We start from the raw sequence: 22,823 nt of genomic DNA on the forward strand, positions 1-22,823 counted from the left end.
CTATCAGGCTGCCGAGGCGCTTGCCGTATTGGCAACAAGACGGCGCAGCATTTCTTCCGCCTGCGGTTCACGCTCCGAACGGCCAATAAAGCCGCCGCCGAAGACGCGCGCCGTATTGCTTTCGTCCGAATAGAGCACGCAGGCCTGTCCAGGAGCGATGCCGCTTTCGCCATCGACCAGTTCAACCCAGGTCTGGCCATCGGCATGACGCAGCACGGCGGGGCGCGGCGGGCGCGTCGAGCGGACCTTGGCGAACACTTCCATTCCACCTTCAGGCAGATCGCCAATCGGCGCATCGCCCAGCCAGTTGATGTCGCGCAGGAAAACTTTATGCGTTTCCAGCGCTTCACGCGGACCGACGATAACCCGCGCATTGGCGGCATCGAGATGAACGACATAGAGCGGCTCGCCCGTGGCGACGCCGATACCGCGCCGCTGGCCGACCGTGTAATGCACGATGCCATCATGGCGGCCGAGCGTGCGCCCATCGATATGGACAATATCGCCCGGATTGGCCGCTTCCGGCTTCAATTTGGAGATAATGTCGGAATATTTGCCCTGCGGCACGAAGCAGATGTCCTGGCTGTCCTGCTTCTTGGCCACAGTCAGGCCCATTTCCTCAGCAATTTCGCGCACCTGCGCCTTTGGCAGATGACCGAGCGGGAACCGCAGATAGTCGATCTGCTCCTGCGTGGTGGCAAAGAGGAAATAGCTCTGGTCGCGATCTGTATCGACCGGACGATAGAGCGCGCGATGCGCACCATTGGCGCGGCTACGGATATAGTGCCCTGTCGCCAGTGCATCGGCGCCGAGATCACGCGCGGTTTGCAGGAGATCGGCGAACTTCACCGTCTGATTGCATGAAACGCACGGAATGGGCGTTTCGCCGCTGACATAGGAATTCGCAAAAGGATCGATCACAGCCTCGCGGAAGCGTGCTTCGTAATCGAGGACATAATGCGGAATGCCGAGACTTTCCGAAACGCGGCGGGCATCTTCGATGTCCTGTCCCGCGCAGCAGGAACCGGCGCGATGAACGGCTGCGCCATGATCATAAAGCTGCAGCGTCACGCCAACGACATCGTAACCTTCACGTTTGAGAATCCCGGCCACAACAGATGAATCGACGCCGCCCGACATGGCGACGACAACGCGCGTGTCTTCCGGCTTTCCCGGCAGATCGAGGCTGTTCAGGCTCATGATTGATTCCAGCTTCCGGGCAATTGCCCTGCTTCTCAAAATTTAGGTTTCTGCGCCCTATATAGGCTAAACTGCGGCAATTTGCCAAGGGTCAGGGAACAATCATTGTCCGGATTGCGACAGGCAGCGGACACTTCACCGTGAAGTTTTCCCATCCTATGCCCCAAAAATGCCCGCAAAAGCGCCATAACGAGTATTTTTTCAAGTCTTACCAGAGAGTTACCAGCTGCTTAGGTAATTTTTAAAGCTGTCGCGTTAGTCTCCTACTCGATTAGGTCCTTGAGTGTTGTGTAGAGAGTACAATGACCGATCTGGTAAGACCGCGTATAAAGTATGTTATCGGTCCTGATGGCAGCCCGCTGACCATCGCGGACCTCCCCCCCGCCAATACAAGGCGCTGGGTCATTCGCCGCAAGGCTGAAGTCGTCGCCGCGGTGCGGGGCGGACTTCTGAGCCTTGAGGAGGCATGCCAGCGTTATACATTGACGGTGGAGGAATTCCTTTCCTGGCAATCCTCAATCGATGAGCATGGTCTCGCCGGCCTCAGGACCACCAGAATTCAACAATATCGTCACTAAAACCGCCCCTCGAAACCGGGACCGGTTTTGGAAGGGCGAGGATCGGGCCTCCGGCGGAACAAGTCTTCCGTGAAAGGGGCATTGATCGACAAATCGAAAACCGGCCCTCGTGGCCGGTTTTTATTTGCACATTCCGTTCCTATGTTGTGAACTTGGCGCGTTGATCCAGACACACAATGTTCAGGAGGATGGCATGAGTGGGACGATCGAGATTCGCAAGGAAGACAGTTCCGACGGCGGGCGCTATGCGGCTGTTCTCGACGGCAGTGAAGCCGAAATGACCTATACGAAGCTTGGCCCCTCGCTGATATCCATCGACCATACTTTCGTGCCGGACACGATGCGCGGCAAAGGCGTCGCGCAGGCGCTTGCCAAGAACGCTGTTCTGGACGCCCGGCGAAGCGGGTGGAAGATCATCCCGCGTTGCAGCTTCATGCATGCGCAGGCGATGCGCCATCCCGATTGGTCGGATGTTCTGGGCAAGGAATAGTCGCTGAACGATGGCCTATTGCAGGTCGCGGATGCGGCGCGCCAGGCTCTTGGGGCCGGCCTTCCTGCCTTTTCCTGCATCCGCCTTTTCGGCTGCCTCGAGAATTGAATGGATCGGCGAGCCCGGTCCTTCCTTTTCGGCGGTCGCCGCTACCATCCGGGCGGCAAGTGCAGCCATTTCTTCGCGAAGGGCTGCATTCTCGCGCTCGATTTCCGCCAAATCGGGACTGTCGTCCACGCCAGCTTTCCGGCGGCTGTAGCGCTCGATTTTTTCCTGTGCATCGGAAAGCTCGGAAATCAGCTTCTCAAGTTTCTGCTGCAACTCGCTGTTGCGCCGCTTCTCGCTTTTCAGCTCGGTCTGCGCCGAGGTCAACTGGGTGGAAACTTCGTTGTAACGGGCTGCGGCTTCCTTGCGATCTCGACGCATTTCGGTCATCTCGTTTGTCAGACGGCTGTATTCCGTCTCGCTTCCACTTATCTCGATACGCAATGTATCGGCCAATCCCTCAAGCGCGGCGTAATGGCTTTGCATCCGTTCCAGTTCAGCCTGGAGGATTTGCGCCTTTTCCAGCGCTGTATCGCGCGCGCTACCGGCTTCTTTCGCCATCCGCTCGTGTTCGGCCAGCTGCTTCTCGATATCAGCCTGACTTGCCTCAAGCAACGGAATGCGTTTCAGCTCTTCATATTGCCGGGCGAGCAACACCTTCTGCTCGGCATTCTTCTGGCGTTCGAGCTTCAGCAATTGTTCCTGCCTGCTGACCGCAACGGCATATTCTGCGCGCAGCCCGTCACGGTCGGCGCGAATCTCGGCGAGTGTGATCGGCAGTTCCGCCTGGACCTGCCGCCGCGCCAGAAAGAAGGCACGCCGCCAGACCGAAGGGCCAAGCAGCACCACGACGAAAACCGTCACAAGAACGCCGAATATGAAAAAGAGAGCGGACTGGATCACGGTTTCACATGGGCCCGAGCGGTTTCAGACAAGCATTTACTATTCATAGTGCGCAGCCGACCGTCTTTCCAGCCAGCAAAACAATCACCGGCTGAAAAGGCACTCATTGGCAACCAGGCCCTAGAACGGGTTCCAGGTGGGAGCACCAGACAGCTTCAGGTAACCGATATTCACACCCAGCCTCGCGCCCACGCCGGTGCGGATCGGCACAAGCATGATGTTCTCGCGCTTGAGGACGTTGAAGCCGACACCGGCAACGACATAGGCAGAACCTGCGACACCGGCGTAACGACCGTAAAGGTTCTGGATGTCGTCGAGGTTATAGACGAGCATCATCACGCGAGAACCCTGCCCGCCGAAATCCCAGCCAAGCGAGGGGCCCTGCCAGAACGTCTTATGGTCGCCCGCATTCTTGGTATAGAGCGTGCCTTCGCCATAGGTCAGGCCGCCGATGAAGGCCCCGGAACCTTCCTCACCAAGAATATAGCCGTTGGGCAGACCAAAACTCTGGAACGCCTTCTCGACCGCGCTTGCGATTCCACCCGAAGCCGACCCGAAGAACCTGTGACCAGATTCGACGATTTCCTCGGCAGTGTATGTGTTCTGTGCCCTGGCCTGATTTGGCAGGGCGATGAAAGAAACAAACAGCGCCGCAAAAAACGCAACGAAGCACGCCGCATTGCGGAACCTGATTTGCGACAGGGATTGTGTGGCCATGTAAAATTCCTTTTGGCTCTCCGCTCCTCTGTCTGACGGCCCTGTTAAAAAGCCAGACCACGTCTCTTACGGACATTTTGGTCGAATCGCGCCTATTTTAGACCCGAATTTATTGTGCAAACCTTTAAGCACTGAAATTGACTTTACGAAGGCAGGGAATTTCTCCCATGGTGTGAAGCTGTGGGGGTAGCCCGACGGATCAAAAAGAGAGCTTTGTTGCGGCGGTCCGGTGGCGCGTGTATCCAGTTAAATCGATATTCAGGGCGATTCGCCCATCTTCATGCAGCCGCGCAAACACTGGCTTTGCGGGCTGTCTCGTTAACCGATAACGATCCTGTTATCCGACCCGCTCGGAGGCCGGGATCAATCCGCGTTCCGGAGAAAACGCCATGCCAATGCCCGTTACCCTTTCCGCACTCGACCTCGGTGCGCTTCTGTGCAGCAGGATCTGTCATGACATCATTTCGCCGGTCGGCGCGATCAACAATGGTCTGGAACTGCTGGAAGAAGGCGGAGCCGACGAAGACGCAATGGCGCTCATCAAGTCGAGCGCCCGCAACGCCTCTGCCCGGCTTCAGTTTGCCCGCATCGCTTTCGGCGCGGCAGGCTCGGCTGGCGTACAGATCGACACCGGCGACGCGCAGAACGTTGCCACAGAATACTTCAAGAATGAAAAGCCGGAATTCACCTGGGAAGGCACCCGCGTCCTTCTGCCCAAGAACAAGGTCAAGCTGCTCCTCAACATGCTGCTGATCGGCAACGCAGCCATTCCACGCGGCGGTTCGCTTGCCGTGCGGCTTGAAGGCGGCGATACCGAGCCGCGCTTCGTTATCACCGTGAAGGGCCGCATGCTGCGCGTTCCGCCCAAATTCCTTGAGCTTCATTCCGGCGCCGCTCCGGAAGAGCCAATCGACGCCCATTCCGTCCAGCCTTACTATACCCTTCTGCTGGCCGAAGAGGCCGGCATGAAGATTTCAATCCACGCAACCGCGGAAGACATCGTATTTTCTGCTGAATAAGCGTTTGCGAGCGCGGGACCAGCCCGCGCTCGCACTGGCAAACCATCATAAAACCCTCTATCAGACAAACATGCATTTCCGATGAGGATTTGCCTCGAATGTCGTCGAAGGCGCGGCGATCATCACATATCTGTAAGGGGGGTCTGAATGGCGAATGAACCAATGGCAGCTTATTGCCTGCTGGTGGATGACTCATCGGTCATTCGCAAGGTCGCCCGCCGCATCCTTTCCGAAACCATAGCCGAATTTGCTGAAGCCTCGACCGGCCGGGAAGCGCTCGAAACCTGTTTTTCGCGCATGCCCGACGTCATGCTGCTCGACTACGACCTGCCGGACATGACGGCATTGGAAGTCGTGACCGAACTGCGCGCCATGCCGGGCGGCGACAAGCTGCGGATTATCCTCTGTCTTTATGAACTCGACGTCACCCGCATCATGCGGGCGAAGCGCGCAGGCGCCAACGGCTATATTCTCAAGCCATTCGACCGCGCCTATCTCACTGAACAGTTTGCAGGCGTTCTGTCCGCCTGAAAGCCGGGGCAAACGGTCACTCCAAAAAGCAAAAGCTCCGCCGAAGCGGAGCTTTTTACATTTCGAAGCCTGTTGCCGATCAGGCGCTTTCGCGCATTTCCGCATCCGGCTCACGCAGCACATAACCGCGACCCCAGACCGTCTCGATGTAGCTCTGGCTACCGGAAACAGCATCGAGCTTCTTGCGCAGCTTGCAGATGAAGACGTCGATAATCTTCAGTTCCGGCTCGTCCATGCCACCATAAAGATGGTTGAGGAACATTTCCTTGGTGAGCGTCGTGCCCTTGCGGAGCGAAAGAAGCTCCAGCATCTGGTATTCCTTGCCGGTCAGGTGAACGCGCTGGCCGGCGACTTCCACCGTCTTCGCATCCAGATTGACCACGAGGTCGCCCGTCGTGATGACCGACTGCGCATGCCCCTTCGAACGGCGCACGATCGCATGAATACGTGCGATCAGTTCGTCCTTGTGGAACGGCTTGGTCATGTAGTCGTCGGCACCGAAGCCCAGACCGCGAACCTTGTCCTCGATGCCGGCCATGCCGGAAAGGATAAGGATCGGCGTCTTCACCTTAGACAGACGCAAGGTGCGAAGAACTTCATAACCAGACATATCCGGCAGGTTCAGGTCCAGCAGGATGATGTCGTAATCATATAGCTTGCCGAGATCGATGCCTTCTTCGCCCAGATCGGTCGTGTAGACATTGAAACTCTCGGACTTGAGCATCAACTCGATGCTCTGTGCGATAGCACTGTCGTCTTCAATCAAAAGGACGCGCATCTCTTATCCCCTTTCCGCAGCCGACCCGATGTCCCTCACGGCAGCACACGGAACTATCGTTGCCTTTGCATGAAGGTGCCAGCAAATGGTTAACAAAATATGATTCTGCTTGGCAAGCATATTTCTGCCCTGTTTAGAAAATTCTCTTACGCGCCTGAATCATAAAGACATTCTCTTCCTCACGACTCTAAAGCATCGCATTAAGAATCTTCGCTAAGCGATTCATCTGACTCTAGCTTTCGCCTGTTGCCGAAAAACCACACGAGGTTTACCGAGCCTTAAGTCCTAACGCGTATGATTAACTTCGCCGGTAAAGGAATGGTTACCAAACGAGCGAATTCTTAACTTTTTGTTTCGCTTGTTGAGCCATTTCGGAAGAACGGCTGCGATGATTTCCCCTTCAGGGGCTTGAATTCGCAAGGAGATTCGGGTGCAGGCCGGGTGCGTTTTGCTCGTTCACACCTGTTAATAAAGTCGGGGGGAACGCCCCAACACATGAAAGCTGGTTGGTGTTCAAGGAGTATTGCGTATGAAGCCACGTGAAAGCCTAGTCAGGCTGAAACTGTTCCAGGTGAAGGAAAAACGCCGTCAACTGGGCCAGCTAGACCTGATGATCGGCGAGTTCGAACGGATGGCCGGAGAACTCGACGCCCAGATTCTATCGGAAGAGAAAAAAGCTGGCATCACTGACATTAATCATTTCGCTTATCCGACCTTCGCCAAGGCGGCTCGCCAGCGGCGCGATAACCTCTTCGTATCGATTCGCGACCTGATGTCCCAGAAGGAAGCGGCCGAAGCCGAATTGTCGGCGGCGGAAACCGAACTGACGAAAGCCGAAGCGCTTGAAGAACGCGACGGCGGCAAGGCTCCGAGGGAAGTGATCGAGCGCCCGGTCAACCAGCGCCGCGCCATGATCGGTTGATCGACGTTTCGTTTCTCAACCTTGCCCAACGATGAAAAACACCGCCTCGCAGGCGGTGTTTTCGTGTTCCCCCGATCAAACCGGCCTCCGGTCAATTCAGCTTGCACGCTTGATGCGCAGCTGGAAACAGTTGTTGCGCGCAGATCGGACGTCGACGAAACTGATTTCCGGGCGACCCAGCAGGTCGGCGGCATAATCTGCCAGATCATCGCGCTCGACGACTTTCCCTGTTCCGTATTTGATGCGGTGGCTTTCGGTATAGCCTTTCAGCAGATAATCCTTACTCGATTTCAAAATGGGCGGAACACCTTCTCCAGCCCAGGCCTCGCAGGGGTCGGCACACAAAAAGACCGGCCCGGTTTCAGCATAGGGCTGAACATCGGGAAAAGGGCGATAGGCGAGAATGAGCATGCTCGCCCCCTTCGGTACGAAGTCAAGGCAATGGCGACAGGGGTTGCCGTCTCCGTCGGAAACCGTTCGCTCCGGCGCACAGCCATAAGCATCCTTGCCACCGGCTTGCAAAGCACGCACCTCGTCGCTCGGCATTGGAAGATATTTTAGTTTCATCACCCTTCTTCTCCATTGACTGGCAATTGGCGTGAACGCCCCATGGACAGGGCCGCCCATGCTTCACGCCCCGTCTCTCACACTGCCGATGGAGAAGCTGACGAACCATCCGTTTCTTCCGATCAAATATGACAATTGCCAAAATCTTTTGCGGTTGGCTGGAAGGAGCGTGGAGATTTGCGCAAAGCCGTGCAAATCTTGGTTTGCATCGCTCCCGGGCCGGATGTAGTGAAAAGACATAATGCAGAAATCCTCCCCCTCCGGGCCGAATTCGGCCTCCACAAAATTCAGCGTCAAGACCTTGCCGAGACCAGCCCAGTTGGGTCTTCTGGCCGTTTTTTCCGCCATCCTGATCTTTGCAGGGGAAAAGCTGCAACTGCCTGCCGCGATGCTTCTGGGCGCTATGCTTGGCGCAATCCTGATGGCTGCTGGCGAAAGCACGCTGCGGGTCCACCGCTGGCTGTCACTCGCAGCACAAGGCGTCGTCGGCTGCCTCATCGCGCGTTCGATCACTGCCGAGTTCTTCACGAGCATGGGGCAGCACCTGCCCGTCATCCTGCTATCCGTGGGCTACGTGCTTTTTGCCAGCACCTTCATCGGCTATCTGCTGGCGCGGTTTCGCATTCTGCCAGGAACAACCGCCGTATGGGGTTCTTCCCCCGGGGCGGCCACGGCAATGACACTGATGGCGGAATCCCACGGCGCGGATGCCCGCCTCGTCGCCTTCATGCAATATCTGCGCGTGGTGCTGGTTGCCACAGCCGCTTCGCTGGTCCTGCGCCTCAGCACAGGCGTGGAAACCGTTGCACCTGCCGAAATCACATGGTTTCCACCCGTCGATTGGTTCACCCTCGGCCCGACACTGCTGCTGATCGTCGTCGGCGCGTTCCTAGGCGAACTCCTCCGCATTCCGACCGGCGCCATGCTCGTGCCGCTCATACTGGGCGCGTTGCTTCAAGACACCGGCTTCATCACCATCGACCTGCCGCCATGGCTGCTCGCGGTCAGCTATCTGCTCATCGGCTGGCGCATCGGCCTCGGCTTCTCGCGCGCCATCATCGCCCATGCGGCGCGCGCGTTTCCGGCGGTGCTGACATCCACGCTGCTCCTCATCGCCGTCTGCGGGCTTTTCGGCATGGCGCTCGGCCATGTGCTGGGGCTCGATCCGTTGACAGCCTATCTCGCCACCAGTCCCGGTGGCGCGGATACGGTTGCAATCATCGCAGCATCGAGCAATGTCGACCTGCCTTTCATCATTGCGATGCAGACAAGCCGCTTCTTCATCGTGCTTCTGGCAGGTCCGGCCCTCGCCCGCTTCGTGGCCGCGCGCATCGACAAGCGGTTGAAGAAAAAGAACCTTTAAAGCGGCTCCTGTTTTTCCCGGTATGGTCAGGACCGCTCTTACCGGTTTCAGGCATTTCACGACGCAAATGCCCTGGCAGCCCGATTGCCGAAAACAGCGAGGCCGTGTTACGTTTCCGCCATGACACAGGTTTGCACCCATCTCATGTTTCAGGGCAGTGCAGGCGCGGCGCTGGAAACATATCGTTCGATCTTTCCGGACTTCCTGATCGAGTCGATCAAAACCTATGACGAAGCAAGCGGCAGCCCCGGCAAGGTGCAGATTGCCCGCGTGACCTTTGCCGAACACCGGCTGATCGTGATCGACAGCCCCATCCCGCATCAGTTCGATTTCAATCCGTCCGTATCGCTGTTCGTCGACTTTCATGATGAGGAAAGCCTGACCGGCGTTTTCGAGAAGCTTTCGGAAGGCGGCGAGACGCTGATGCCGCTCGACAATTATGGTTTCAGCAAGCTTTTCGCCTGGATCAAGGATAAATACGGTGTTTCCTGGCAATTGAACTTGCAAGCCTGAAACATAAAAAACCCGGCTTTCGCCGGGTTTTTCGTTAGTCACGCAAGAAAAATCAAGCCTTTTTGCCGTGGAACCCACGGATGGCGCCGATGATCTTGTCCTGGTCGGCTTCCGACAGATAGGGGTGCATCGGCAGGCTCAGAATGCGGTTCGGCAGGCTTTCCGAAACTGGAAGGCCGCCCGGCGCAACCGGATAGTGCTTGTATGCGGTCTGCTGGTGCAGCGGCTTCACATAATAAATGACCGAAGGAACGCCTTCCGTCTGAAGATGCGCCTTCAGGCCGTCGCGGTTATCGCTCTCGATGGAATACTGTGCCCATGCCGAGCGATTGCCAGCCGGGAGCGCCGGAACCTTGACGACGTCCTTCAGCGCTTCGTTGTAGCGCTTGGCGATGCGGTCACGTGCTTCCATTTCGTCTTCGAGGATTGCAAGCTTTTCCAGAAGAACGGCTGCCTGAATCGTATCCAGACGCGAATTGAGCCCGATACGAACGTTGTCGTACTGGGTTTCGCCCTTGCCGTGGAACAGGACCGAACGCAGCGTGTCGGCCAGTTCGGCATCGTTGGTGAACATCGCGCCGCCGTCGCCATAGCAACCGAGCGGCTTGGCCGGATAGAAGCTCGTCGCGCCGACATGGCCGAAAGCACCGCACATGACGTTATCGCGCTTGCCGCCGATCGACTGCGCAGCGTCTTCGATGACGAACAGGTCTTCGCGATCCGCGATGGCGCTGATGCGGTTATAGTCGGCAGCCAGGCCGAACAGATCGACCGGGATGATCGCCTTTGGCTGCAGGCGGCCTTCCTTGCGGATGGCGGCGATGGCAGCTTCGAGCTGCTCGACATTCAGATTGTAGCTTTGCGCATCCACGTCGATGAAGACCGGCTCGGCGCCCACCAGTGCAACAACTTCCGCCGTGGCAGCGAAGGTGAAGGACGGAACGAACACTGCGTCGCCCGGTCCGATGCCGCGCGCCATCAAAGGCATCTGCAAGGCATCAGTGCCATTGGCGCAGGCGATGACGTGTTCCACGCCCAGATATTCGCCAAGCTTCTTTTCAAACTCGGCTACTTCCGGTCCAAGAATATAACGGCCTTCCGCAACAACCTTGGAAATGGCGGCATTGAGACGGTCTTCGATACGCGCGCGCTGCGCTCCAAGATCAATAAACTGCATGTTGGCTCCAATATATCTGGCCCGCACAAGTCGATATGCGAATCCTCGGCAACCTATTTATTCGCTTGCGCCCTGCCCCGCTATGGCCAGAGCGTTCAAAGTTTTGCGATTCCTGTAACACCGCTTGACGCAGGTTACCGGGCCCGCACGCCCCACATTTACTGCGGGTGCCTGACAGTACCTTCCGTGAGAATGCGCAGCACGCTGATTGCTTCCTTGCCGTCGGTGCGCGGATTTTCGCGCGTCTCGATGCAATGCATGAAATGCTGCAATTCACGTGTCAGCGGCATGCCTTCTTCAACCGGGATGTAGACCGGCTCGACGGATTTGAAAGACCATTGGTCGTTTTCCCGCCAGACTTCATGATTGTAGAGCGCAAGCTTGCGATCCCACGGCTCGCCATCGTCGAACACCGCCATGCCTTTCGTGCCGGTGACCGTCAGGCGGCGTTCGCGATAGGCATTCAGGCGCGACGCAAACAGATGGCCGCGGATGCCATTGGGAAAATCGAGATGAAGATGAGCTATATCGGTAAGGTGATCGAGCGTCGCCACGCCTTCTCCCCGCACCGCGCTCGGCTCTTCTCCGGTGATAGCCAGGATCATCGAAAGATCGTGCGGCGCAAGATCCCACAATGCATCGAACGTATTGTGGAACTTGCCGAAACCGACGCGATGCGAATGCACATAGCGAATATCGCCAAGCTCGCCGCTTTTCACCATGTCGAGCAGTTTCTCGAAAGCCGGGTGGAAACGCAGCACATGGCCGACCATGAACACGCGACCGTTTTCACGGGCGGCCTCGACTTCGGCTTCCGCAGCCGGAATGTCGAGCGCGATCGGCTTTTCGACCAGTACGTCCTTGCCGTTCTTCACTGCCTGGATGGCGTATTGTGAATGGAACTGTGCCGGCAATGCCAGGACGATGCCGTCAATGTCTGAACGCGTGAACAATTCATCGACGGGAATGTTGGGAACATTGAACTCCGCCGCGAAGCGTTCTGCCTGTTCTGCTTTCGCGTCGGAAACTGCCTGAAGGGCACCGAGGCTCTTCAGGGTACGAATGTGATTGCCGCCCCAATAGCCGCAACCCAAAACCGCAATACGAGGTGCCATAAAACCATGCCTTTGCTGATGCCAAGTTCCTTATCGGTGCAAATGATAGAAAACAAGACGAAAGCTATGCGAAGAGTGCTTGACAGCTTTTCATTCCGCACATATACCGCCGCCATTCCTTGCAGGAACAACGATTTGTCCCACCGGAAACGGCGAACATGAAGTTGTCTCTGTAAAGCGACGCGTGGCGGAGTAGCTCAGTAGGTTAGAGCAGAGGAATCATAATCCTTGTGTCGGGGGTTCGAATCCCTCCTCCGCTACCACTTATACCAATGACGACGACTTCCTCAGTCTCCGGCCCAAGCAGCCTCGTCAGGTCTCCATGGATTTCTACGGTAAAGTCGGATTTCTCGAACCGGCCCCTACCCTCATTTTCCCCGTGAATGATCACGATCTTCGAGACGATATCGCGAATCACCTGCGCAGCTTCCAAATCACCTTCGGCAATCGTGTCCCCGATATAACGCCCCAAGCGCTGGAGCTGCTTTTCGTAGAAGGCGAGAGCAGTCGGATGCAGCGACACGATTTTTTCGGCTTCTGGCGTTTCCGCTATGTCCGCGTTGATCTGCTTCTTCTCTGCCGACAGTTCCTGCAGGCGGCTTAGAGCGAAATCTGGTGGCGTGTCCGTCTTGACCACTATGTCGAGGATACGCTTCGCCTCTGCTTCCACGGCTGCGAGCCGCTGTTCCAGCTGGGCTCTTGATTTCGTCCGCTGCAGCTCAAGGCGCTTTCTCTCCGCGTGGTACTCCTGCACATAGGCAGAAATGACCTCGGGATGCTGAAGCTCATTGCGCAGCGTGTCGAGGATCAGGTCCTCCACGACGTTTAGATAATAGGTCCTGGGCTTGTCGCAGATACCTCTCTGAGAGAACCCGCTACACCGAATGCGCTTGCGTCCGCTCTTGTCGGTTCCGGTGGTCACCATTCCAGACCCACAGCAGCCGCACTTGAGCAGACCCGAAAACAGATGCTTTGGCCGGCGCTGCTTGTAGAAGTGCGGCTCGTGTGCCGTCTCCTCTTTGCGGGCCTGAACCTTAGCGAACATCATTTCGTCGACGATGCGAAGCTCTGGCTTCTCGACGACCTCCCACTGATCCTTCGGATTGATCCTTGAAACACGCTTGCCGGTGTTCGGGTCCTTGACCATGCGCACGCGGTTCCAGATCAGCGTTCCCCCGTAGATAGGATTACGGAGGAGGCCGTTGTGCCTGCTGGCGCTGCCATTCAGTGTCGAGGCTGACCAAGTCCTCCCGCGTGGTGGTGCGATCTTGTCTCGGTTCAGGTCCCTCGCGATAGCACGAGGCGATTTGCCATTGGCGTACTCGCGGAAGATGCGCTGCACGATTGACGCTTCATCATGGTCGATGATCAGCTCGCCTTTCTTGAGCGGGTCGGGGCGATAGCCGTATGCCTTACCGCCAGCGGACAGGCCCTGCTTAACGCGACCGGATAGTCCACGACGCACTTTGTGAGCGTTGTCTTCACGGAACAGCTGGCTGACAAGACCCCGGAGGCCGACGAGGACGGTGTTCGCCTCACCTTCGTGTACAGCGAGTATCTTGATACCCAGAAACGACATGCGCTTGTGCATGCCGGCAAGGTCTTCCATATCGCGGGCCAGACGGTCGATGGCTTCGACGATAATGACGTCGAACTTCTGATTGGCCGCGTCCGCAAGCAGTTGCTGCAGACCGTCACGCCCAAATATCGAGGCCCCTGACTTTGCCTTGTCCTCGTATGCGGCGACCACCTGATAGCCTTCGCGATCTGCGTAGGTGCGGCAAAGGGTAATCTGGTCGTCTGTGGATCGTTCGCTCTGAAGGTCAGTCGAAAAACGTGCGTAAATAGCTGCTCTAAGCATTGGTACTCGCCAATCGTGCTAATTCCGCCTCATGATCCCTCCGAGCCGCCTGACGTGCAAGAGTCCGCGCAATTTTAATTGCAGCTTCCAGCGGTTCTCGTGTGGAAATGTGCTCGACAGAACGGGGAGCCCACAACTTCCGGGGCTTTTCGTCCTCTACGATCGGATCTATTTTTACCGGCCTTGCGGCCTTGCGAATAACAATCGGCATCCTTGCCTCGATGACGTGTCCTCCGGGCATTCGCTGAGAACACCCGGAGGCGCGGTCAGCTCAGCAGCAGGAGAAGAAACTGCGAGCTATCTTGCAATTAATTGCACGATACGCAGTCACAAAATTAGGGTCAAGCTTTCTCTCGAGCCCACTTGGCGCTCATGCAGTTTTCCGCTTTGCCGTGACACGGAAATGCGTAGGAATTACCGCAAAGTTTGCATTCTGTCGGATCTGGTGCCCTAAGTTTACCACGGTTCGCCCAAAGCTCGTCGAGCGAGTTTGCGATAGGCAAGCTGCGATAGTCGGTCACGACCGGAGTAGGTTCTTGCCGTGCTTCGACCTTTTCCTCGGGCTCCACGATTGGAGCTGGCGCCTCTGCTACGACCTTCTTTTTGATGATAATCGGCAAGTTGCCCTCCATGGCATTTTATGTAGAAAAGGCTCCACCCTTGGATGGAGCCCTTCGGTTTAGAACCGGTCTTAGTAGCCGACCGCTTCGAGCTGTTCGGCCTTGTACTTTTCAGGCTCCACTTCCTGGATTTTGATTTCGAAGGCGCGACCCGCTGCATGGTAGATCACCGTGCTCTTGTCTTCCTTCACGACGCCCAGGTCGCCTTTGGTCTTGGCCTTGTACGTCGACATGCGGGTGTTGGCGTTCGCTACGCCAAGTTCTTCGAGCGGGTTGTGGTTACGGCACTTGCGACCGAACCATTGGGCCAGCTTTTCGACGTCAGTGCCGCCATTACGCAGTTTCGGCATTCTCTTCTCCTTCTTCGGTTACTTCCTCGGTTTCGCCTTCCATGAGCTCGTAGTGGTCGAACTCGGCTTCGCCGTCATCTTCCCACTCCCCGTCATAGTGGCGATCCATGGCGATTGCTTCAGCCTCCTCGGCGCTGTCGGCTTCCACGACCGTGGCGTACTTGATCCAGGCATCGTGGCCTTTAACGACTCGGAACTTCGGCAACTGACCCTCCATGGTTTTGTGCCCTACTAACTTAACGTTTGTGCAATTAATTGCAAGAATTAAGCGTTGGCAGTGACGGCGTCTGCCTTGATCGGTCGACCGAAACCTGCGCCAGCTTGGCGAAGACCTTCATTCTGCAAACCGGCATACTCGGCCATTATCCGAGCCACACGTGCGGCATCGTCAGGGCTGTAGGTCGTGTTGCCCTTGAGCGTCTTCATCGCGTGCTGGTCGCTGTTCAGGACATTGGCAAACACTGCTGCTGAGTCGGCATCCTGAGACGCCGACGCATTCTTCAAAACGCTTGAGATAGGCGTGGTCATTTCGCTTCCTTCTTTTCTGGTGGTAGTTTCATAGCGAGGCGCTGCAGCTCCCGGTACTTGTCAAAGGAACTAACGTCACCGAGAAGTTCTGCCGCCATGGCCATACGCATTTCAGCCATCATCTGGCTGGCTTTCGCAGGACCCGACATGCGGGCCAGAACACCCTCGATAAACACAGCCTGAACTGCATTGATCTGCAGCGCCCAAAGTAGGCAATCCATGTCAACGGCCTGTGCCAACGCCTTGTAACCTACCTCCACGGCGTCATGCTTCGACCCGCAGTGGCAAACATTCGGCTTATCGAGGAACGACTTCGGTTTATCGCCCATCGCTTTCATAGCCATGTTCATCAGGTCTTCGGCTGCTTTCTTGAGGTCTGACATAGTGCTGTCCTTGAAATTAATTGCACACCCGCCCTCCTTGGCTCGGTGCATGATCTTACCTTAGCTGAGGATCGAGCCTTGGCAAGTGAAATTAATTGCACGTTCAGACATATCCCATCTGTTTCAGCATTTTTCCAACCAGGTGCCAGACGGTGAGCTGCCGGCGACGATGGCCGGCAATCCCTGCTGTTCGAGTGACCTGCTTGAAATCAGGCTTCCGGAACACGGTGCCGACATAGTTGCCCACGTCCTCGGTGCCTGAGCCATCGTTGGCGATGTGCATCTGCCCTAGCTGCGTGACTATGCCTGTGAGGGCGCTGTGAAGTTCGATCTTAACTACGATCATCCCGTCACCCTCCGGAGAACTTCAAGGCGGTACGTATGCACCCGTACATAGCTTTTAAGTGACGCCATGTGGTGAGGTATGTCGTTGATCTCCAGCTGACACACAAGGCCCTGTTTCTCGGCCTCGTTCATCTGCTCCATCAGGGTCTCGAGCGTGGCCTTCATCTGAGCCATGCGGGCGTTGTCGTCCATATCGCTTACTCCGGCAGGCTGGCGATGTAGAGGTCGTTCTGCAGACGGTAGCCTTCGAGCGGCCAGATCTGAGCTCGAGCCTTGTCGAAGCTGACCTTGCGACCGATCTCCTCGTTGCAGTTTTCCTTCGATACGACGGAAGCCTCTCCGCGCACCGTGAAGCCGTTCTTGAGCGTGATTTCGCAGACCATCACCTTGCCGCTGGGCAGGACAGTAAACGTCTTATCGACGATCAGCGAGTCGATATGCTCAGGCGTGACGCGTGGTGCCGTGAGGCCGGCGTCCTTTATCATCTTGTCGACCTGGGCTTCGTATTCTTTTGACATGTTCTTCTCCTGGGAATTAATTGCACTGTTGCTGAAAACAAAGCGGGCGATGATGGCATTCCGCACCACCACCGCCCTGTTGATGAGCGGGAGTTGAACCCGCTACCTAATCCTTAGAAGGGATTTGCTCTACCAAATGAGCTATCATCTAGTCTGACCCGGCTCCGGCTATCCGTCGGTCTCGTACTGACATTATCACCCACTCTACCACTGAGTTACCACAGCATTGATTTTTGGGGCTGTGGGCGGGACTCGAACCCGCGACTGGCGATTTGAAAAACGACCTTCGCTACCTTCTGCCTCGTCGTCTGTGCTGACACTGAGAGGGTCAACAGACTGACTAGGGTACTGACTTCCGGGCTACCGTGTCAGACACGGCTCCGGCTTTTAGACTGACAACAATACTACCCTCTTGGGTCTGGGCGGGGACACCTTCCGGGGCAGGAAGGTTCGAGCTGCGGGGGCTTTGCTCTTGTCCCCAAACTGTGATGGGCAGGCGGCGGTTGGGCTTGTAGGCTCCGAGGTGCTGGTCGGATTACCCGCCACCTGCCCTATCCCGGCCTTAGCCGAGAATGTAATCCATGATCTGCTTGCCGACCTGCAGGTTCTGCGTCTCGACCGTATTGGCCATCTGACGCGCCTTCTTCACGGCGTTGAGCATCTTGTCGATGCGAGCGAGGACGTCCGACTTGCGCGCCGGGGTCCACATGCCCGAGACATGCGTGGTTTCAATCTTCGCGACCGGGACGTCGACAGTCCACTTCTCAATCTGGGCCGGATGCTTGTCGGTCGGGGCGACGAGGACCTTGTGTTCAATCTGTTTCTCGGTGCGCTTCGTACCCTGGGGAGCCGAGCGGTAGACGCCCGCGCCTGCTGCAAGGTCTTCGTTCCAGATCAGCGACGGATCGAGTGTCGGGGTGGCGAGAACCAACTGCTGGACGGTCTTCAGGCGGGTTTCCAGTCCGAGCAGGAAGGTCGCTGGCAGGTCGGTGCCGATGGTGACGCCGTCGATGACGAGGTCCGTCTTGGCGCGCTGGTTGGCTTCTTCCTTCTGCAGAAGTGCGTCATAGAGACGGGCGACCGGTTCCAGAGCGTAGACCAGCTTCGCGTCGACCGTGGTGACAAGCTTCTTTTCTTCCTGCTCGTTTTCCTGGGAGCGAGCCTCGTCGAAGTAGGTCACCGTCTTGACGTGACCCTTGAAGTGATCAGGCTTCTTCGTGAAGGTGACGGCGGTTTCTTCGACCAGCGCCTTCGCGGTGTTGGTCAGGTCGGCCTCGACGGCCAACAAGGCATGTAACTGCGGGACTTTCTTATCTGCCACGTCACCCTCCTTGGTGTTGATTGGCTTGTTCACTTTGTATGGTCTTACCGTACTGGCCGTGCAATTAATTGCAAGAGGTATTTTGCAGTTAATTGCATTATTTTGCAGCAATCAAACGAACGCTGCAGGATCGACCTCCCCATTCTTGCTAAGCAGTTCCTCGCAGGCCCAAGCCAGAGCCAACAGAGCAGACGCCCACCGCTGCGATCCTAGCATCCAGTCGCCGCGAGCATTCTGTACGAACGTGATCTTCGGCATAGGATCGAGCTTCCAATAGACGAACAGCTTCCCGTTCTTGCGCAGATGGGTGATCTGTTTCGGCGTGTCGAGCGCTACCCGTTGCTGCAGCTTTTCTGCTGATTTTGCGCCGACATTACCGCGGCCAAGGCCGAACACCGGCTTGTTCTTCGCCTCCTCTTGGCGCTGACGCTCGCGTTCCCGGCGACGTTCCTCGAAGGCTTTGCTTGCCTTGGCTCGGGCTTCAACGGCCCCACCACGCACATTTACGGACCTGATGCCCAGTTTCAGCTGACTTGAAAGGCCCCGTACATAATCCGGCGAGCACCCCACCCTTTCAGCGAGCTGCACGGTTGTCATTTTTGGGTGAAGCTTGTGGAGATCAAGTACGAGGCTTTTTTTCGATACCTTCATGGCAATCTCTTGAAATTAATTGCACAGTCAGGCATCGAGTTCAGCAAGGCGCTTTTCGAGTACCTGAACCCTATTGCGAAGCGGTTCGATCTGGCGTGTGGCGTCGTTGAGAACCTTCTCCTCTGCCTTCGCCAGATCCTTCTTGAGAGACTCCAAATCTTCACGTAATGCAACAATCTTCGGGTCCTCCCGGATCTCTCCGTATGCCTCCCGACGAATTTTCTCCACGGCATTTGGGGCGACCTCTAGCTGCTTGCCAATGCGTTCGTCCGACCAGCCTTTTTCATAACGGCCCTGAGCCTCGTCGAATACGCTTTCGAGCAGGCTATAGACCTGTCGGGCGATCTTCGGATTAATTTCGATCGTGGACGGCTCACCTTTGGCCGGCAGGGTAATATCAAACCTGGCGATCTTGTTAGCAGCTTCGGCAAAGCGAGTGATGGAGTTGTCCGCAACGTCCTTGATGGACTTGTGCGGTACTTGTTCGGTCTGTTTCGGTGCCACTGGCGTTTTCTCCTTCTTCTGGCAGCCTGGGCATATCGGGCTGTGCCGGTGAGACAGTAGCCACCCTGTCTGACGCATCATCCTATTCAGCGCCTCGGGTGGCATGTTGGCTTTGTAGTTTTTGGTCAGTTCCTCCCCGCAATCACACTTGATCATGAAGTGCATCTTGCGGGTGCCCGGAACATTGACTCTCTGGATGCCGAGTTCTTCGAGCTCCGAGAGGTAGCGATCGATGACCGAGGCTGCCTTCCCCATCCTAGCCTCCGCAATATGCGCGGGTACGTGCGTCCCGGATGATCTGGCCCCGACGGTACGTGAACTTGTTCTCGACCATCTGGCGAGCTGCGGCAGGGTTCATGCCGGTATCGGCAATACCGAGAAGGATTTGCTTCTCGGCCTGTACGAGCGTGTTCTCCCCGCAACGATCTGCGAGGAGCTTGAGCTGGACGGCTTCCGTGAAGTGCGGATTGTCGTTCCAAGCTGGGAGCGATGCGCACCCTGCGAGGGAGACAATCATTGCCATGGCGATATTCTTCATAGTCGTGACCCTCCTTGGTCTTTAACTAACTATGGCTGAAAGCCTACCGTTTTGAAATTAATTGCATAATCGTCACCAGCCCTCGCGCTGGATGCGGGCGAACTCCTGATTCGCTCTTTCGATTGCTGCTGCGAAGTCCTGAGTGATGATCGGGTTGAGCTGATCGTGCAGATTGCTCATTGCCCGCTGCTCATGCAGGTTCGGAGCGACCCCGAGCGGCCACTTGCGCATGTACTGGCCGAACAGGAGAACGTCGCCGTAATCCACGTCATAGTGGCGGGCGATCGACAGGAACGGGTAGCTTCGGCTTACCTTCATACTCACACCCGCTCGTCTTCGCTGTTGAGTTCCTTGCCGCCGCGGCTGGTCTTCGCAATCTCCGCGATGGTGACGAGGAGCGCGATGACCGTGGCGACGAGGATCAGGAACGTGAAGACGACCTGCTGAAGCGGGTCCCGAAAAAACCAGGCCGAGAAGCTGGCCACCCAACCGAAGTAAGCCGTGGCGATATACGACACGGCCACCAGGCATATCAACAGGATCATGAAATTAATTGCATATTTCCTCAAGGCACATCCTCCGGGTCTACGGGCATTCCGTCGATGTGGATGCCGTCTATGGACAGATTTTCTTCGATATCGGCAATCATCTTATCGACATACTCGCCCAGGACCCCGTCTTCGAGCAGCCGATCCATGATGAAGCGTGGCAGCTCCATGCTGTCCCACTCGATCTGATCTTCCAGAGGTGCGGCGTGCAGACGGACTCGGCATTTGCCCACTTCCACCGCCCGGTCCCCTGGCCCAAGCAAATCACGTAGCTTGATGAGCTCCTCACGCTGCTGGATACTGTCGGCCAGCTTTTGCGCCTCTTCTCGCGACATTCTCATTGGTTTTTGCCCTTTCCTGGCGGTTAGAAACCCCACTCATCGTATATCATACGAGCCGGCTTCTCGGGTTCCGGCTTCGGTTCTTCTGCTGCGCACAAGACCGCCAACAGACGATAGGTTCCGGTCAGGTCAAGGTATGCCATCCCGGCTTCCATCGCCTTGTATGGTTCATCGCGCTCAATGCATTCGATCATCCGGTTGATCAGTCCGGTGGCCTTGTTCGTGTCGGTCAGCCCCATGTCACGGCAGTGTCGGAATGCCTCCTGAGCCCGATATGTCGGAACCGGCTTCCCGAATGCGGCCATCCCCTCCCCAGTGAGGGCGTCAGACGCCCTCTGAGATTGTTGCTCTATGGTATTGATGAACTCAGCCATCGTGGTTCTCCGGGTGCAGTTTCTGATCTGTCTTGTCGGCGCAGCCGGGGCATTCGCCGTCGAAGCCGTCACCCCCAGCCTCGCGAGCGATGATCTTGTTTGCGAGAGCCTCATACTGCTCGGCACGACCGACGCATGCTTCCCTAGCTTCCTTGTTTCCTGCCACGTCGTCGTTCCAGAAGAGCTGGGCGTCCCTACGCTCACCAGCGGCCATCTCAGGCAGAAGCCCCTTGAGTAGCTCGACTTCCTTATCTTCAAGCTTGATCCACATTCGACCCTCCTTGGTCCTTTGATCTGATTTTACATGCCGATCTGGAAAGTGCAATTAATTGCAGAACCCAAAGCAAGAAAAAAGCCAGGTCTCCCCGGACTTTCTCTTTTTACAGGAGGCTGTTCGCGCAGGCGGCCATGGCCACGTCGCGCTTGACGTCCCTAACTTCCTTCTTCGCTTGGACCATGCAGTCAAGCAGGCGGGCGTGAGATATCCGGCTGTACTTATCGCCGAGCGAATCAATCTCCCGCCCCCAATAGGTGATGTTCGACAGGACGCTCGTGCTCTCGCCGTAAACATTCATGGTCTGCAGGAGCTTGGTCTTCAGTTCTGAAGATGATCCGTTTAAGTTCGCCACCGCACGATCGAGCGCTTGCTCCACAGTATCGACGGGCCCACTATCGGCGTTCTTCGCCCGGATGATCATACCGTTTACTAAGGCGAAGCCTACAATAGCCACGGCCCCGATTGCCCAAAGACCGAACGCCTTCTTATAGCTCCACTTCGCCTTGCGGGCTCCGATCGTCTCCTGGCTCACCCCGACCTCCTGTCCGTGACATGATTTGGGGTTGTAGTAGCCAGTGATCGGGGTAGTCAATCCATTTGCGCCAGCATCGAACGTACTAACCACCGTAGACAGTGTCTGTGCAGTAGGCAATTGCGAGTTGTCGCGCGCTACACCAGATCCTTCTCTTCAAGGAGGCTCTGCTGAGCTGTGAGCCGCCACACCCGACCGCGTAGATGTTCAACCTCGCATTGCGACTTCGGTATCCAGACAGACTGCTCCTCGTCACCATCCGAGCTTACCAGCACTGCCTTCTCCGTCTGGTGGTGCATGTAAACTTCAATATCTTCGAGGTTTGAGCGCATCACAGACCCTCCGGTGGTTCAGGCAGATCTTCATTCAGATCAATCACCCCCAGCTCCGAACCATCCTGATCGTCGACAGAGACATTGAATAAGTGGACGGCAGGCTTGTGGTAGTCGAAATCAATATCGTCATCGCCTCCCCCGTTCGGTTCGAAGTGCTTGCTCATCTGGAACGTAGGTTCCTGTATTTTTCGCTTGGCGTCCTCGAGTGAGTCAGCCTCAACGGTGATCGTTCCGTAGTATCTAACGGCTATACCCGCGCTAAACTCGAACTTAGCCATACGGCGCCCTCCTTGGCCTCAATGAATGATGCCCCCAATCTTACTTGAGGGCACCAAATATGCAATTAATTGCAACTATCTTTCAGCTGAAAGTCGCCGCTAGAAGAACGACTTCAAAACCAGCGAGGCTACACCCGCCATGATCAGGCCGAGCATCCAGCTGTGAAGCTTCAGTGTCGACTTCAGGTCTTTGATATCTGCGCTCTGGTTCGCCACTTCTTCAGCCGCTTTCTGGGCCAGTTCGTCGGCAACGTTAGCCGATTTCAAGGCCCGATAGAGGTTACCGGACATAACGGTCATTCCGTCACCTCAATATAGCGCGTAGTGGTTGGGATTGCCATACTTACCCTCCTTGGTTGGTGGCTACATTTTCATCTTATCTGGATGACCGAGGATTGCAATTAATTGCAAGGTAAAAATAGAGAAAAAGCGCCGCGGAGGCGCTTCATCTCAGATCATGGCCATGCCACCATTGACGTGCAGGGTCTGGCCGGTCACATAAGCTGCCTCATCGCTTGCCAGATAGACGACGGCAGCAGCAATATCGCCCCCAACGCCCATGCGCTTCATGGGGATATTGCTCATGATCGCATCCTTCTGC

Annotated in this window: 36 protein-coding genes, 2 tRNA genes and 1 pseudogene; 9 read left to right on the forward strand and 30 right to left on the reverse strand. The window is 56.5% G+C overall.

The annotated features are described in order from the left end of the window. Positions 1-3: 3 nt before the first annotated feature. Positions 4-1,200: a tRNA 2-thiouridine(34) synthase MnmA gene (gene mnmA, locus ACOWVS_RS14190; RefSeq protein ID WP_025090540.1), complete on the reverse strand. Its 1,197-nt coding sequence runs from the start codon at positions 1,198-1,200 to the stop codon at positions 4-6. 302 nt (positions 1,201-1,502) lie between these two features. Between mnmA and ACOWVS_RS14195 the strand changes: the two genes are divergently transcribed. Both ACOWVS_RS14195 and ACOWVS_RS14200 read left to right on the forward strand, forming a co-directional pair. Further along, positions 1,503-1,778, forward strand: coding sequence for a DUF1153 domain-containing protein (locus ACOWVS_RS14195; RefSeq protein WP_002964694.1), 276 nt, complete (start codon positions 1,503-1,505; stop codon positions 1,776-1,778). 193 nt (positions 1,779-1,971) lie between these two features. Continuing rightward, a complete protein-coding gene (locus tag ACOWVS_RS14200) occupies positions 1,972-2,268 on the forward strand; it encodes a GNAT family N-acetyltransferase (RefSeq protein WP_006472625.1) in 297 nt (98 codons plus the stop codon). Positions 2,269-2,283: 15 nt separating this feature from the next. On the opposite strand, the gene ACOWVS_RS14205 is transcribed toward ACOWVS_RS14200, so the two are convergent. Continuing rightward, positions 2,284-3,192: a hypothetical protein gene (locus ACOWVS_RS14205; RefSeq protein WP_170873267.1), complete on the reverse strand. Its 909-nt coding sequence runs from the start codon at positions 3,190-3,192 to the stop codon at positions 2,284-2,286. Positions 3,193-3,336: 144 nt separating this feature from the next. Continuing rightward, a complete protein-coding gene (locus ACOWVS_RS14210; protein WP_006467392.1) occupies positions 3,337-3,933 on the reverse strand; it encodes a DUF1134 domain-containing protein in 597 nt (198 codons plus the stop codon). Between the two features lie 389 nt (positions 3,934-4,322). Here ACOWVS_RS14210 and chpT point away from each other — a divergent pair, with 389 nt between their 5' ends. Together chpT and ACOWVS_RS14220 are read left to right on the forward strand one after the other, a co-directional pair. Further along, positions 4,323-4,952 carry a histidine phosphotransferase ChpT gene (gene chpT / locus ACOWVS_RS14215; protein WP_006467394.1) on the forward strand — a complete coding sequence of 210 codons (630 nt, stop codon included), beginning with the start codon at positions 4,323-4,325 and terminating at the stop codon, positions 4,950-4,952. 147 nt (positions 4,953-5,099) lie between these two features. Continuing rightward, positions 5,100-5,483, forward strand: coding sequence for a response regulator (locus tag ACOWVS_RS14220; protein ID WP_031346816.1), 384 nt, complete (start codon positions 5,100-5,102; stop codon positions 5,481-5,483). Between the two features lie 79 nt (positions 5,484-5,562). Here the strand turns inward: ACOWVS_RS14220 and ctrA are convergent, their stop codons facing one another. Beyond that, positions 5,563-6,261 (reverse strand): response regulator transcription factor CtrA, encoded by a 699-nt coding sequence (gene ctrA / locus ACOWVS_RS14225; protein ID WP_006467396.1) that lies wholly within the window; start codon positions 6,259-6,261, stop codon positions 5,563-5,565. Between the two features lie 529 nt (positions 6,262-6,790). On the opposite strand from ctrA, the gene ACOWVS_RS14230 reads away from it, so the two are divergent. Then, positions 6,791-7,183 (forward strand): hypothetical protein, encoded by a 393-nt coding sequence (locus ACOWVS_RS14230; protein ID WP_006472627.1) that lies wholly within the window; start codon positions 6,791-6,793, stop codon positions 7,181-7,183. A 96-nt stretch (positions 7,184-7,279) separates the two neighbouring features. Here the strand turns inward: ACOWVS_RS14230 and ACOWVS_RS14235 are convergent, their stop codons facing one another. Continuing rightward, a complete protein-coding gene (locus ACOWVS_RS14235; RefSeq protein WP_312352141.1) occupies positions 7,280-7,810 on the reverse strand; it encodes a DUF1203 domain-containing protein in 531 nt (176 codons plus the stop codon). A 181-nt stretch (positions 7,811-7,991) separates the two neighbouring features. On the opposite strand from ACOWVS_RS14235, the gene ACOWVS_RS14240 reads away from it, so the two are divergent. Next, a complete protein-coding gene (locus tag ACOWVS_RS14240; RefSeq protein WP_075042000.1) occupies positions 7,992-9,113 on the forward strand; it encodes an AbrB family transcriptional regulator in 1,122 nt (373 codons plus the stop codon). A 120-nt stretch (positions 9,114-9,233) separates the two neighbouring features. After that, positions 9,234-9,626 (forward strand): VOC family protein, encoded by a 393-nt coding sequence (locus tag ACOWVS_RS14245; RefSeq protein ID WP_006472630.1) that lies wholly within the window; start codon positions 9,234-9,236, stop codon positions 9,624-9,626. A 52-nt stretch (positions 9,627-9,678) separates the two neighbouring features. On the opposite strand, the gene ACOWVS_RS14250 is transcribed toward ACOWVS_RS14245, so the two are convergent. Both ACOWVS_RS14250 and ACOWVS_RS14255 read right to left on the reverse strand, forming a co-directional pair. Then, complete coding sequence (locus tag ACOWVS_RS14250) at positions 9,679-10,803, reverse strand: DegT/DnrJ/EryC1/StrS family aminotransferase (protein ID WP_063620695.1); 1,125 nt, start codon at positions 10,801-10,803, stop codon at positions 9,679-9,681. Positions 10,804-10,961: 158 nt separating this feature from the next. Continuing rightward, positions 10,962-11,918 carry a Gfo/Idh/MocA family protein gene (locus tag ACOWVS_RS14255; protein WP_063620693.1) on the reverse strand — a complete coding sequence of 319 codons (957 nt, stop codon included), beginning with the start codon at positions 11,916-11,918 and terminating at the stop codon, positions 10,962-10,964. Between the two features lie 186 nt (positions 11,919-12,104). Here ACOWVS_RS14255 and ACOWVS_RS14260 point away from each other — a divergent pair. Both ACOWVS_RS14260 and ACOWVS_RS14265 read left to right on the forward strand, forming a co-directional pair. Continuing rightward, positions 12,105-12,181, forward strand: a tRNA-Met gene (locus ACOWVS_RS14260). A 59-nt stretch (positions 12,182-12,240) separates the two neighbouring features. Then, positions 12,241-12,522 carry a hypothetical protein gene (locus ACOWVS_RS14265; protein WP_247644433.1) on the forward strand — a complete coding sequence of 94 codons (282 nt, stop codon included), beginning with the start codon at positions 12,241-12,243 and terminating at the stop codon, positions 12,520-12,522. Between the two features lie 246 nt (positions 12,523-12,768). Here ACOWVS_RS14265 and ACOWVS_RS14270 read toward each other — a convergent pair. The 23 genes and pseudogenes from ACOWVS_RS14270 to ACOWVS_RS14380 form a co-directional block, all read right to left on the reverse strand. Then, positions 12,769-13,779 (reverse strand): annotated as a pseudogene (locus tag ACOWVS_RS14270) (recombinase family protein); the annotation flags it as partial. 341 nt (positions 13,780-14,120) lie between these two features. Continuing rightward, positions 14,121-14,399, reverse strand: coding sequence for a hypothetical protein (locus tag ACOWVS_RS14275; protein ID WP_139309268.1), 279 nt, complete (start codon positions 14,397-14,399; stop codon positions 14,121-14,123). A gap of 71 nt (positions 14,400-14,470) precedes the next feature. Next, positions 14,471-14,749: a hypothetical protein gene (locus ACOWVS_RS14280; protein ID WP_075041997.1), complete on the reverse strand. Its 279-nt coding sequence runs from the start codon at positions 14,747-14,749 to the stop codon at positions 14,471-14,473. Beyond that, on the reverse strand, positions 14,733-14,954 hold the full coding sequence (locus ACOWVS_RS14285) for a hypothetical protein (RefSeq protein WP_139309267.1): 222 nt from the start codon (positions 14,952-14,954) through the stop codon (positions 14,733-14,735). The genes ACOWVS_RS14280 and ACOWVS_RS14285 overlap by 17 nt, the downstream gene beginning before the upstream one ends. Positions 14,955-15,013: 59 nt before the next feature. Further along, entirely contained in the window at positions 15,014-15,277 is a 264-nt protein-coding gene (locus tag ACOWVS_RS14290; RefSeq protein WP_075041995.1) for a hypothetical protein, read from the reverse strand. Continuing rightward, positions 15,274-15,660: a hypothetical protein gene (locus tag ACOWVS_RS14295; protein WP_075041994.1), complete on the reverse strand. Its 387-nt coding sequence runs from the start codon at positions 15,658-15,660 to the stop codon at positions 15,274-15,276. The genes ACOWVS_RS14290 and ACOWVS_RS14295 overlap by 4 nt, the downstream gene beginning before the upstream one ends. A 103-nt stretch (positions 15,661-15,763) precedes the next feature. Further along, positions 15,764-16,006 carry a hypothetical protein gene (locus tag ACOWVS_RS14300; RefSeq protein WP_075041993.1) on the reverse strand — a complete coding sequence of 81 codons (243 nt, stop codon included), beginning with the start codon at positions 16,004-16,006 and terminating at the stop codon, positions 15,764-15,766. Beyond that, positions 16,003-16,197, reverse strand: a complete 195-nt coding sequence (locus tag ACOWVS_RS14305; RefSeq protein ID WP_075041992.1) for a hypothetical protein — start codon at positions 16,195-16,197, stop codon at positions 16,003-16,005. Before ACOWVS_RS14305 ends, ACOWVS_RS14300 begins: the two co-directional genes overlap by 4 nt. 5 nt (positions 16,198-16,202) lie before the next feature. Then, on the reverse strand, positions 16,203-16,523 hold the full coding sequence (locus tag ACOWVS_RS14310) for a Gp49 family protein (protein WP_075042012.1): 321 nt from the start codon (positions 16,521-16,523) through the stop codon (positions 16,203-16,205). 81 nt (positions 16,524-16,604) lie between these two features. Then, positions 16,605-16,674, reverse strand: a tRNA-Arg gene (locus ACOWVS_RS14315). 411 nt (positions 16,675-17,085) lie between these two features. Continuing rightward, positions 17,086-17,844 carry a hypothetical protein gene (locus tag ACOWVS_RS14320; protein ID WP_075042011.1) on the reverse strand — a complete coding sequence of 253 codons (759 nt, stop codon included), beginning with the start codon at positions 17,842-17,844 and terminating at the stop codon, positions 17,086-17,088. A 111-nt stretch (positions 17,845-17,955) separates the two neighbouring features. Next, positions 17,956-18,495: a hypothetical protein gene (locus ACOWVS_RS14325; RefSeq protein WP_075041991.1), complete on the reverse strand. Its 540-nt coding sequence runs from the start codon at positions 18,493-18,495 to the stop codon at positions 17,956-17,958. A 27-nt stretch (positions 18,496-18,522) separates the two neighbouring features. Beyond that, positions 18,523-19,254, reverse strand: a complete 732-nt coding sequence (locus ACOWVS_RS14330) for a hypothetical protein (protein ID WP_075041990.1) — start codon at positions 19,252-19,254, stop codon at positions 18,523-18,525. 1 nt (position 19,255) lies between these two features. Further along, a complete protein-coding gene (locus ACOWVS_RS14335; RefSeq protein ID WP_075041989.1) occupies positions 19,256-19,537 on the reverse strand; it encodes a hypothetical protein in 282 nt (93 codons plus the stop codon). Between the two features lie 72 nt (positions 19,538-19,609). After that, on the reverse strand, positions 19,610-19,855 hold the full coding sequence (locus ACOWVS_RS14340) for a hypothetical protein (protein ID WP_075041988.1): 246 nt from the start codon (positions 19,853-19,855) through the stop codon (positions 19,610-19,612). A gap of 2 nt (positions 19,856-19,857) precedes the next feature. Further along, entirely contained in the window at positions 19,858-20,082 is a 225-nt protein-coding gene (locus ACOWVS_RS14345) for a hypothetical protein (RefSeq protein WP_075041987.1), read from the reverse strand. Positions 20,083-20,102: 20 nt separating this feature from the next. After that, positions 20,103-20,426: a hypothetical protein gene (locus ACOWVS_RS14350; RefSeq protein WP_075041986.1), complete on the reverse strand. Its 324-nt coding sequence runs from the start codon at positions 20,424-20,426 to the stop codon at positions 20,103-20,105. 23 nt (positions 20,427-20,449) lie between these two features. Then, complete coding sequence (locus ACOWVS_RS14355; RefSeq protein WP_075041985.1) at positions 20,450-20,800, reverse strand: hypothetical protein; 351 nt, start codon at positions 20,798-20,800, stop codon at positions 20,450-20,452. Further along, positions 20,793-21,071, reverse strand: coding sequence for a hypothetical protein (locus tag ACOWVS_RS14360; RefSeq protein WP_075041984.1), 279 nt, complete (start codon positions 21,069-21,071; stop codon positions 20,793-20,795). The genes ACOWVS_RS14355 and ACOWVS_RS14360 overlap by 8 nt, the downstream gene beginning before the upstream one ends. 109 nt (positions 21,072-21,180) lie before the next feature. Then, entirely contained in the window at positions 21,181-21,609 is a 429-nt protein-coding gene (locus ACOWVS_RS14365; RefSeq protein ID WP_075041983.1) for a hypothetical protein, read from the reverse strand. 331 nt (positions 21,610-21,940) lie between these two features. Then, a complete protein-coding gene (locus ACOWVS_RS14370) occupies positions 21,941-22,222 on the reverse strand; it encodes a hypothetical protein (RefSeq protein ID WP_075041981.1) in 282 nt (93 codons plus the stop codon). Positions 22,223-22,321: 99 nt separating this feature from the next. Further along, positions 22,322-22,522: a DUF1640 domain-containing protein gene (locus tag ACOWVS_RS14375; RefSeq protein WP_139309266.1), complete on the reverse strand. Its 201-nt coding sequence runs from the start codon at positions 22,520-22,522 to the stop codon at positions 22,322-22,324. A gap of 150 nt (positions 22,523-22,672) precedes the next feature. Beyond that, positions 22,673-22,823 (reverse strand): SDR family oxidoreductase (locus tag ACOWVS_RS14380; RefSeq protein ID WP_420973089.1); only part of this gene is annotated, 151 nt, incomplete at its 5' end.

It is taken from the genome of Brucella sp. IR068, assembly GCF_049065885.1.
Taxonomy (GTDB): domain Bacteria; phylum Pseudomonadota; class Alphaproteobacteria; order Rhizobiales; family Rhizobiaceae; genus Brucella; species Brucella intermedia.

What these genes read in the sequence shown, in the direction of transcription:
- ACOWVS_RS14305 (WP_075041992.1), bottom strand. Translation starts at nt 16,197, where the DNA reads ATGGACGACAACGCCCGCATGGCTCAGATGAAGGCCACGCTCGAGACC.
- ACOWVS_RS14360 (WP_075041984.1), bottom strand. Translation starts at nt 21,071, where the DNA reads ATGTGGATCAAGCTTGAAGATAAGGAAGTCGAGCTACTCAAGGGGCTT.
- ACOWVS_RS14325 (WP_075041991.1), bottom strand. Translation starts at nt 18,495, where the DNA reads ATGAAGGTATCGAAAAAAAGCCTCGTACTTGATCTCCACAAGCTTCAC.
- ACOWVS_RS14245 (WP_006472630.1), top strand. Translation starts at nt 9,234, where the DNA reads ATGACACAGGTTTGCACCCATCTCATGTTTCAGGGCAGTGCAGGCGCG.
- ACOWVS_RS14200 (WP_006472625.1), top strand. Translation starts at nt 1,972, where the DNA reads ATGAGTGGGACGATCGAGATTCGCAAGGAAGACAGTTCCGACGGCGGG.
- ACOWVS_RS14330 (WP_075041990.1), bottom strand. Translation starts at nt 19,254, where the DNA reads ATGGGGAAGGCAGCCTCGGTCATCGATCGCTACCTCTCGGAGCTCGAA.
- ACOWVS_RS14310 (WP_075042012.1), bottom strand. Translation starts at nt 16,523, where the DNA reads ATGTCAAAAGAATACGAAGCCCAGGTCGACAAGATGATAAAGGACGCC.
- ACOWVS_RS14300 (WP_075041993.1), bottom strand. Translation starts at nt 16,006, where the DNA reads ATGATCGTAGTTAAGATCGAACTTCACAGCGCCCTCACAGGCATAGTC.
- ACOWVS_RS14370 (WP_075041981.1), bottom strand. Translation starts at nt 22,222, where the DNA reads ATGGCTAAGTTCGAGTTTAGCGCGGGTATAGCCGTTAGATACTACGGA.
- ACOWVS_RS14290 (WP_075041995.1), bottom strand. Translation starts at nt 15,277, where the DNA reads ATGACCACGCCTATCTCAAGCGTTTTGAAGAATGCGTCGGCGTCTCAG.
- ACOWVS_RS14335 (WP_075041989.1), bottom strand. Translation starts at nt 19,537, where the DNA reads ATGAAGAATATCGCCATGGCAATGATTGTCTCCCTCGCAGGGTGCGCA.
- mnmA (WP_025090540.1), bottom strand. Translation starts at nt 1,200, where the DNA reads ATGAGCCTGAACAGCCTCGATCTGCCGGGAAAGCCGGAAGACACGCGC.
- ACOWVS_RS14265 (WP_247644433.1), top strand. Translation starts at nt 12,241, where the DNA reads ATGGATTTCTACGGTAAAGTCGGATTTCTCGAACCGGCCCCTACCCTC.
- ACOWVS_RS14375 (WP_139309266.1), bottom strand. Translation starts at nt 22,522, where the DNA reads ATGACCGTTATGTCCGGTAACCTCTATCGGGCCTTGAAATCGGCTAAC.
- ctrA (WP_006467396.1), bottom strand. Translation starts at nt 6,261, where the DNA reads ATGCGCGTCCTTTTGATTGAAGACGACAGTGCTATCGCACAGAGCATC.
- ACOWVS_RS14210 (WP_006467392.1), bottom strand. Translation starts at nt 3,933, where the DNA reads ATGGCCACACAATCCCTGTCGCAAATCAGGTTCCGCAATGCGGCGTGC.
- ACOWVS_RS14195 (WP_002964694.1), top strand. Translation starts at nt 1,503, where the DNA reads ATGACCGATCTGGTAAGACCGCGTATAAAGTATGTTATCGGTCCTGAT.
- ACOWVS_RS14240 (WP_075042000.1), top strand. Translation starts at nt 7,992, where the DNA reads ATGCAGAAATCCTCCCCCTCCGGGCCGAATTCGGCCTCCACAAAATTC.
- ACOWVS_RS14340 (WP_075041988.1), bottom strand. Translation starts at nt 19,855, where the DNA reads ATGAAGGTAAGCCGAAGCTACCCGTTCCTGTCGATCGCCCGCCACTAT.
- ACOWVS_RS14295 (WP_075041994.1), bottom strand. Translation starts at nt 15,660, where the DNA reads ATGTCAGACCTCAAGAAAGCAGCCGAAGACCTGATGAACATGGCTATG.
- ACOWVS_RS14230 (WP_006472627.1), top strand. Translation starts at nt 6,791, where the DNA reads ATGAAGCCACGTGAAAGCCTAGTCAGGCTGAAACTGTTCCAGGTGAAG.
- ACOWVS_RS14220 (WP_031346816.1), top strand. Translation starts at nt 5,100, where the DNA reads ATGGCGAATGAACCAATGGCAGCTTATTGCCTGCTGGTGGATGACTCA.
- ACOWVS_RS14235 (WP_312352141.1), bottom strand. Translation starts at nt 7,810, where the DNA reads ATGGGCGGCCCTGTCCATGGGGCGTTCACGCCAATTGCCAGTCAATGG.
- ACOWVS_RS14350 (WP_075041986.1), bottom strand. Translation starts at nt 20,426, where the DNA reads ATGAGAATGTCGCGAGAAGAGGCGCAAAAGCTGGCCGACAGTATCCAG.
- ACOWVS_RS14255 (WP_063620693.1), bottom strand. Translation starts at nt 11,918, where the DNA reads ATGGCACCTCGTATTGCGGTTTTGGGTTGCGGCTATTGGGGCGGCAAT.
- ACOWVS_RS14250 (WP_063620695.1), bottom strand. Translation starts at nt 10,803, where the DNA reads ATGCAGTTTATTGATCTTGGAGCGCAGCGCGCGCGTATCGAAGACCGT.
- ACOWVS_RS14345 (WP_075041987.1), bottom strand. Translation starts at nt 20,082, where the DNA reads ATGATCCTGTTGATATGCCTGGTGGCCGTGTCGTATATCGCCACGGCT.
- chpT (WP_006467394.1), top strand. Translation starts at nt 4,323, where the DNA reads ATGCCAATGCCCGTTACCCTTTCCGCACTCGACCTCGGTGCGCTTCTG.
- ACOWVS_RS14280 (WP_075041997.1), bottom strand. Translation starts at nt 14,749, where the DNA reads ATGCCGAAACTGCGTAATGGCGGCACTGACGTCGAAAAGCTGGCCCAA.
- ACOWVS_RS14355 (WP_075041985.1), bottom strand. Translation starts at nt 20,800, where the DNA reads ATGGCTGAGTTCATCAATACCATAGAGCAACAATCTCAGAGGGCGTCT.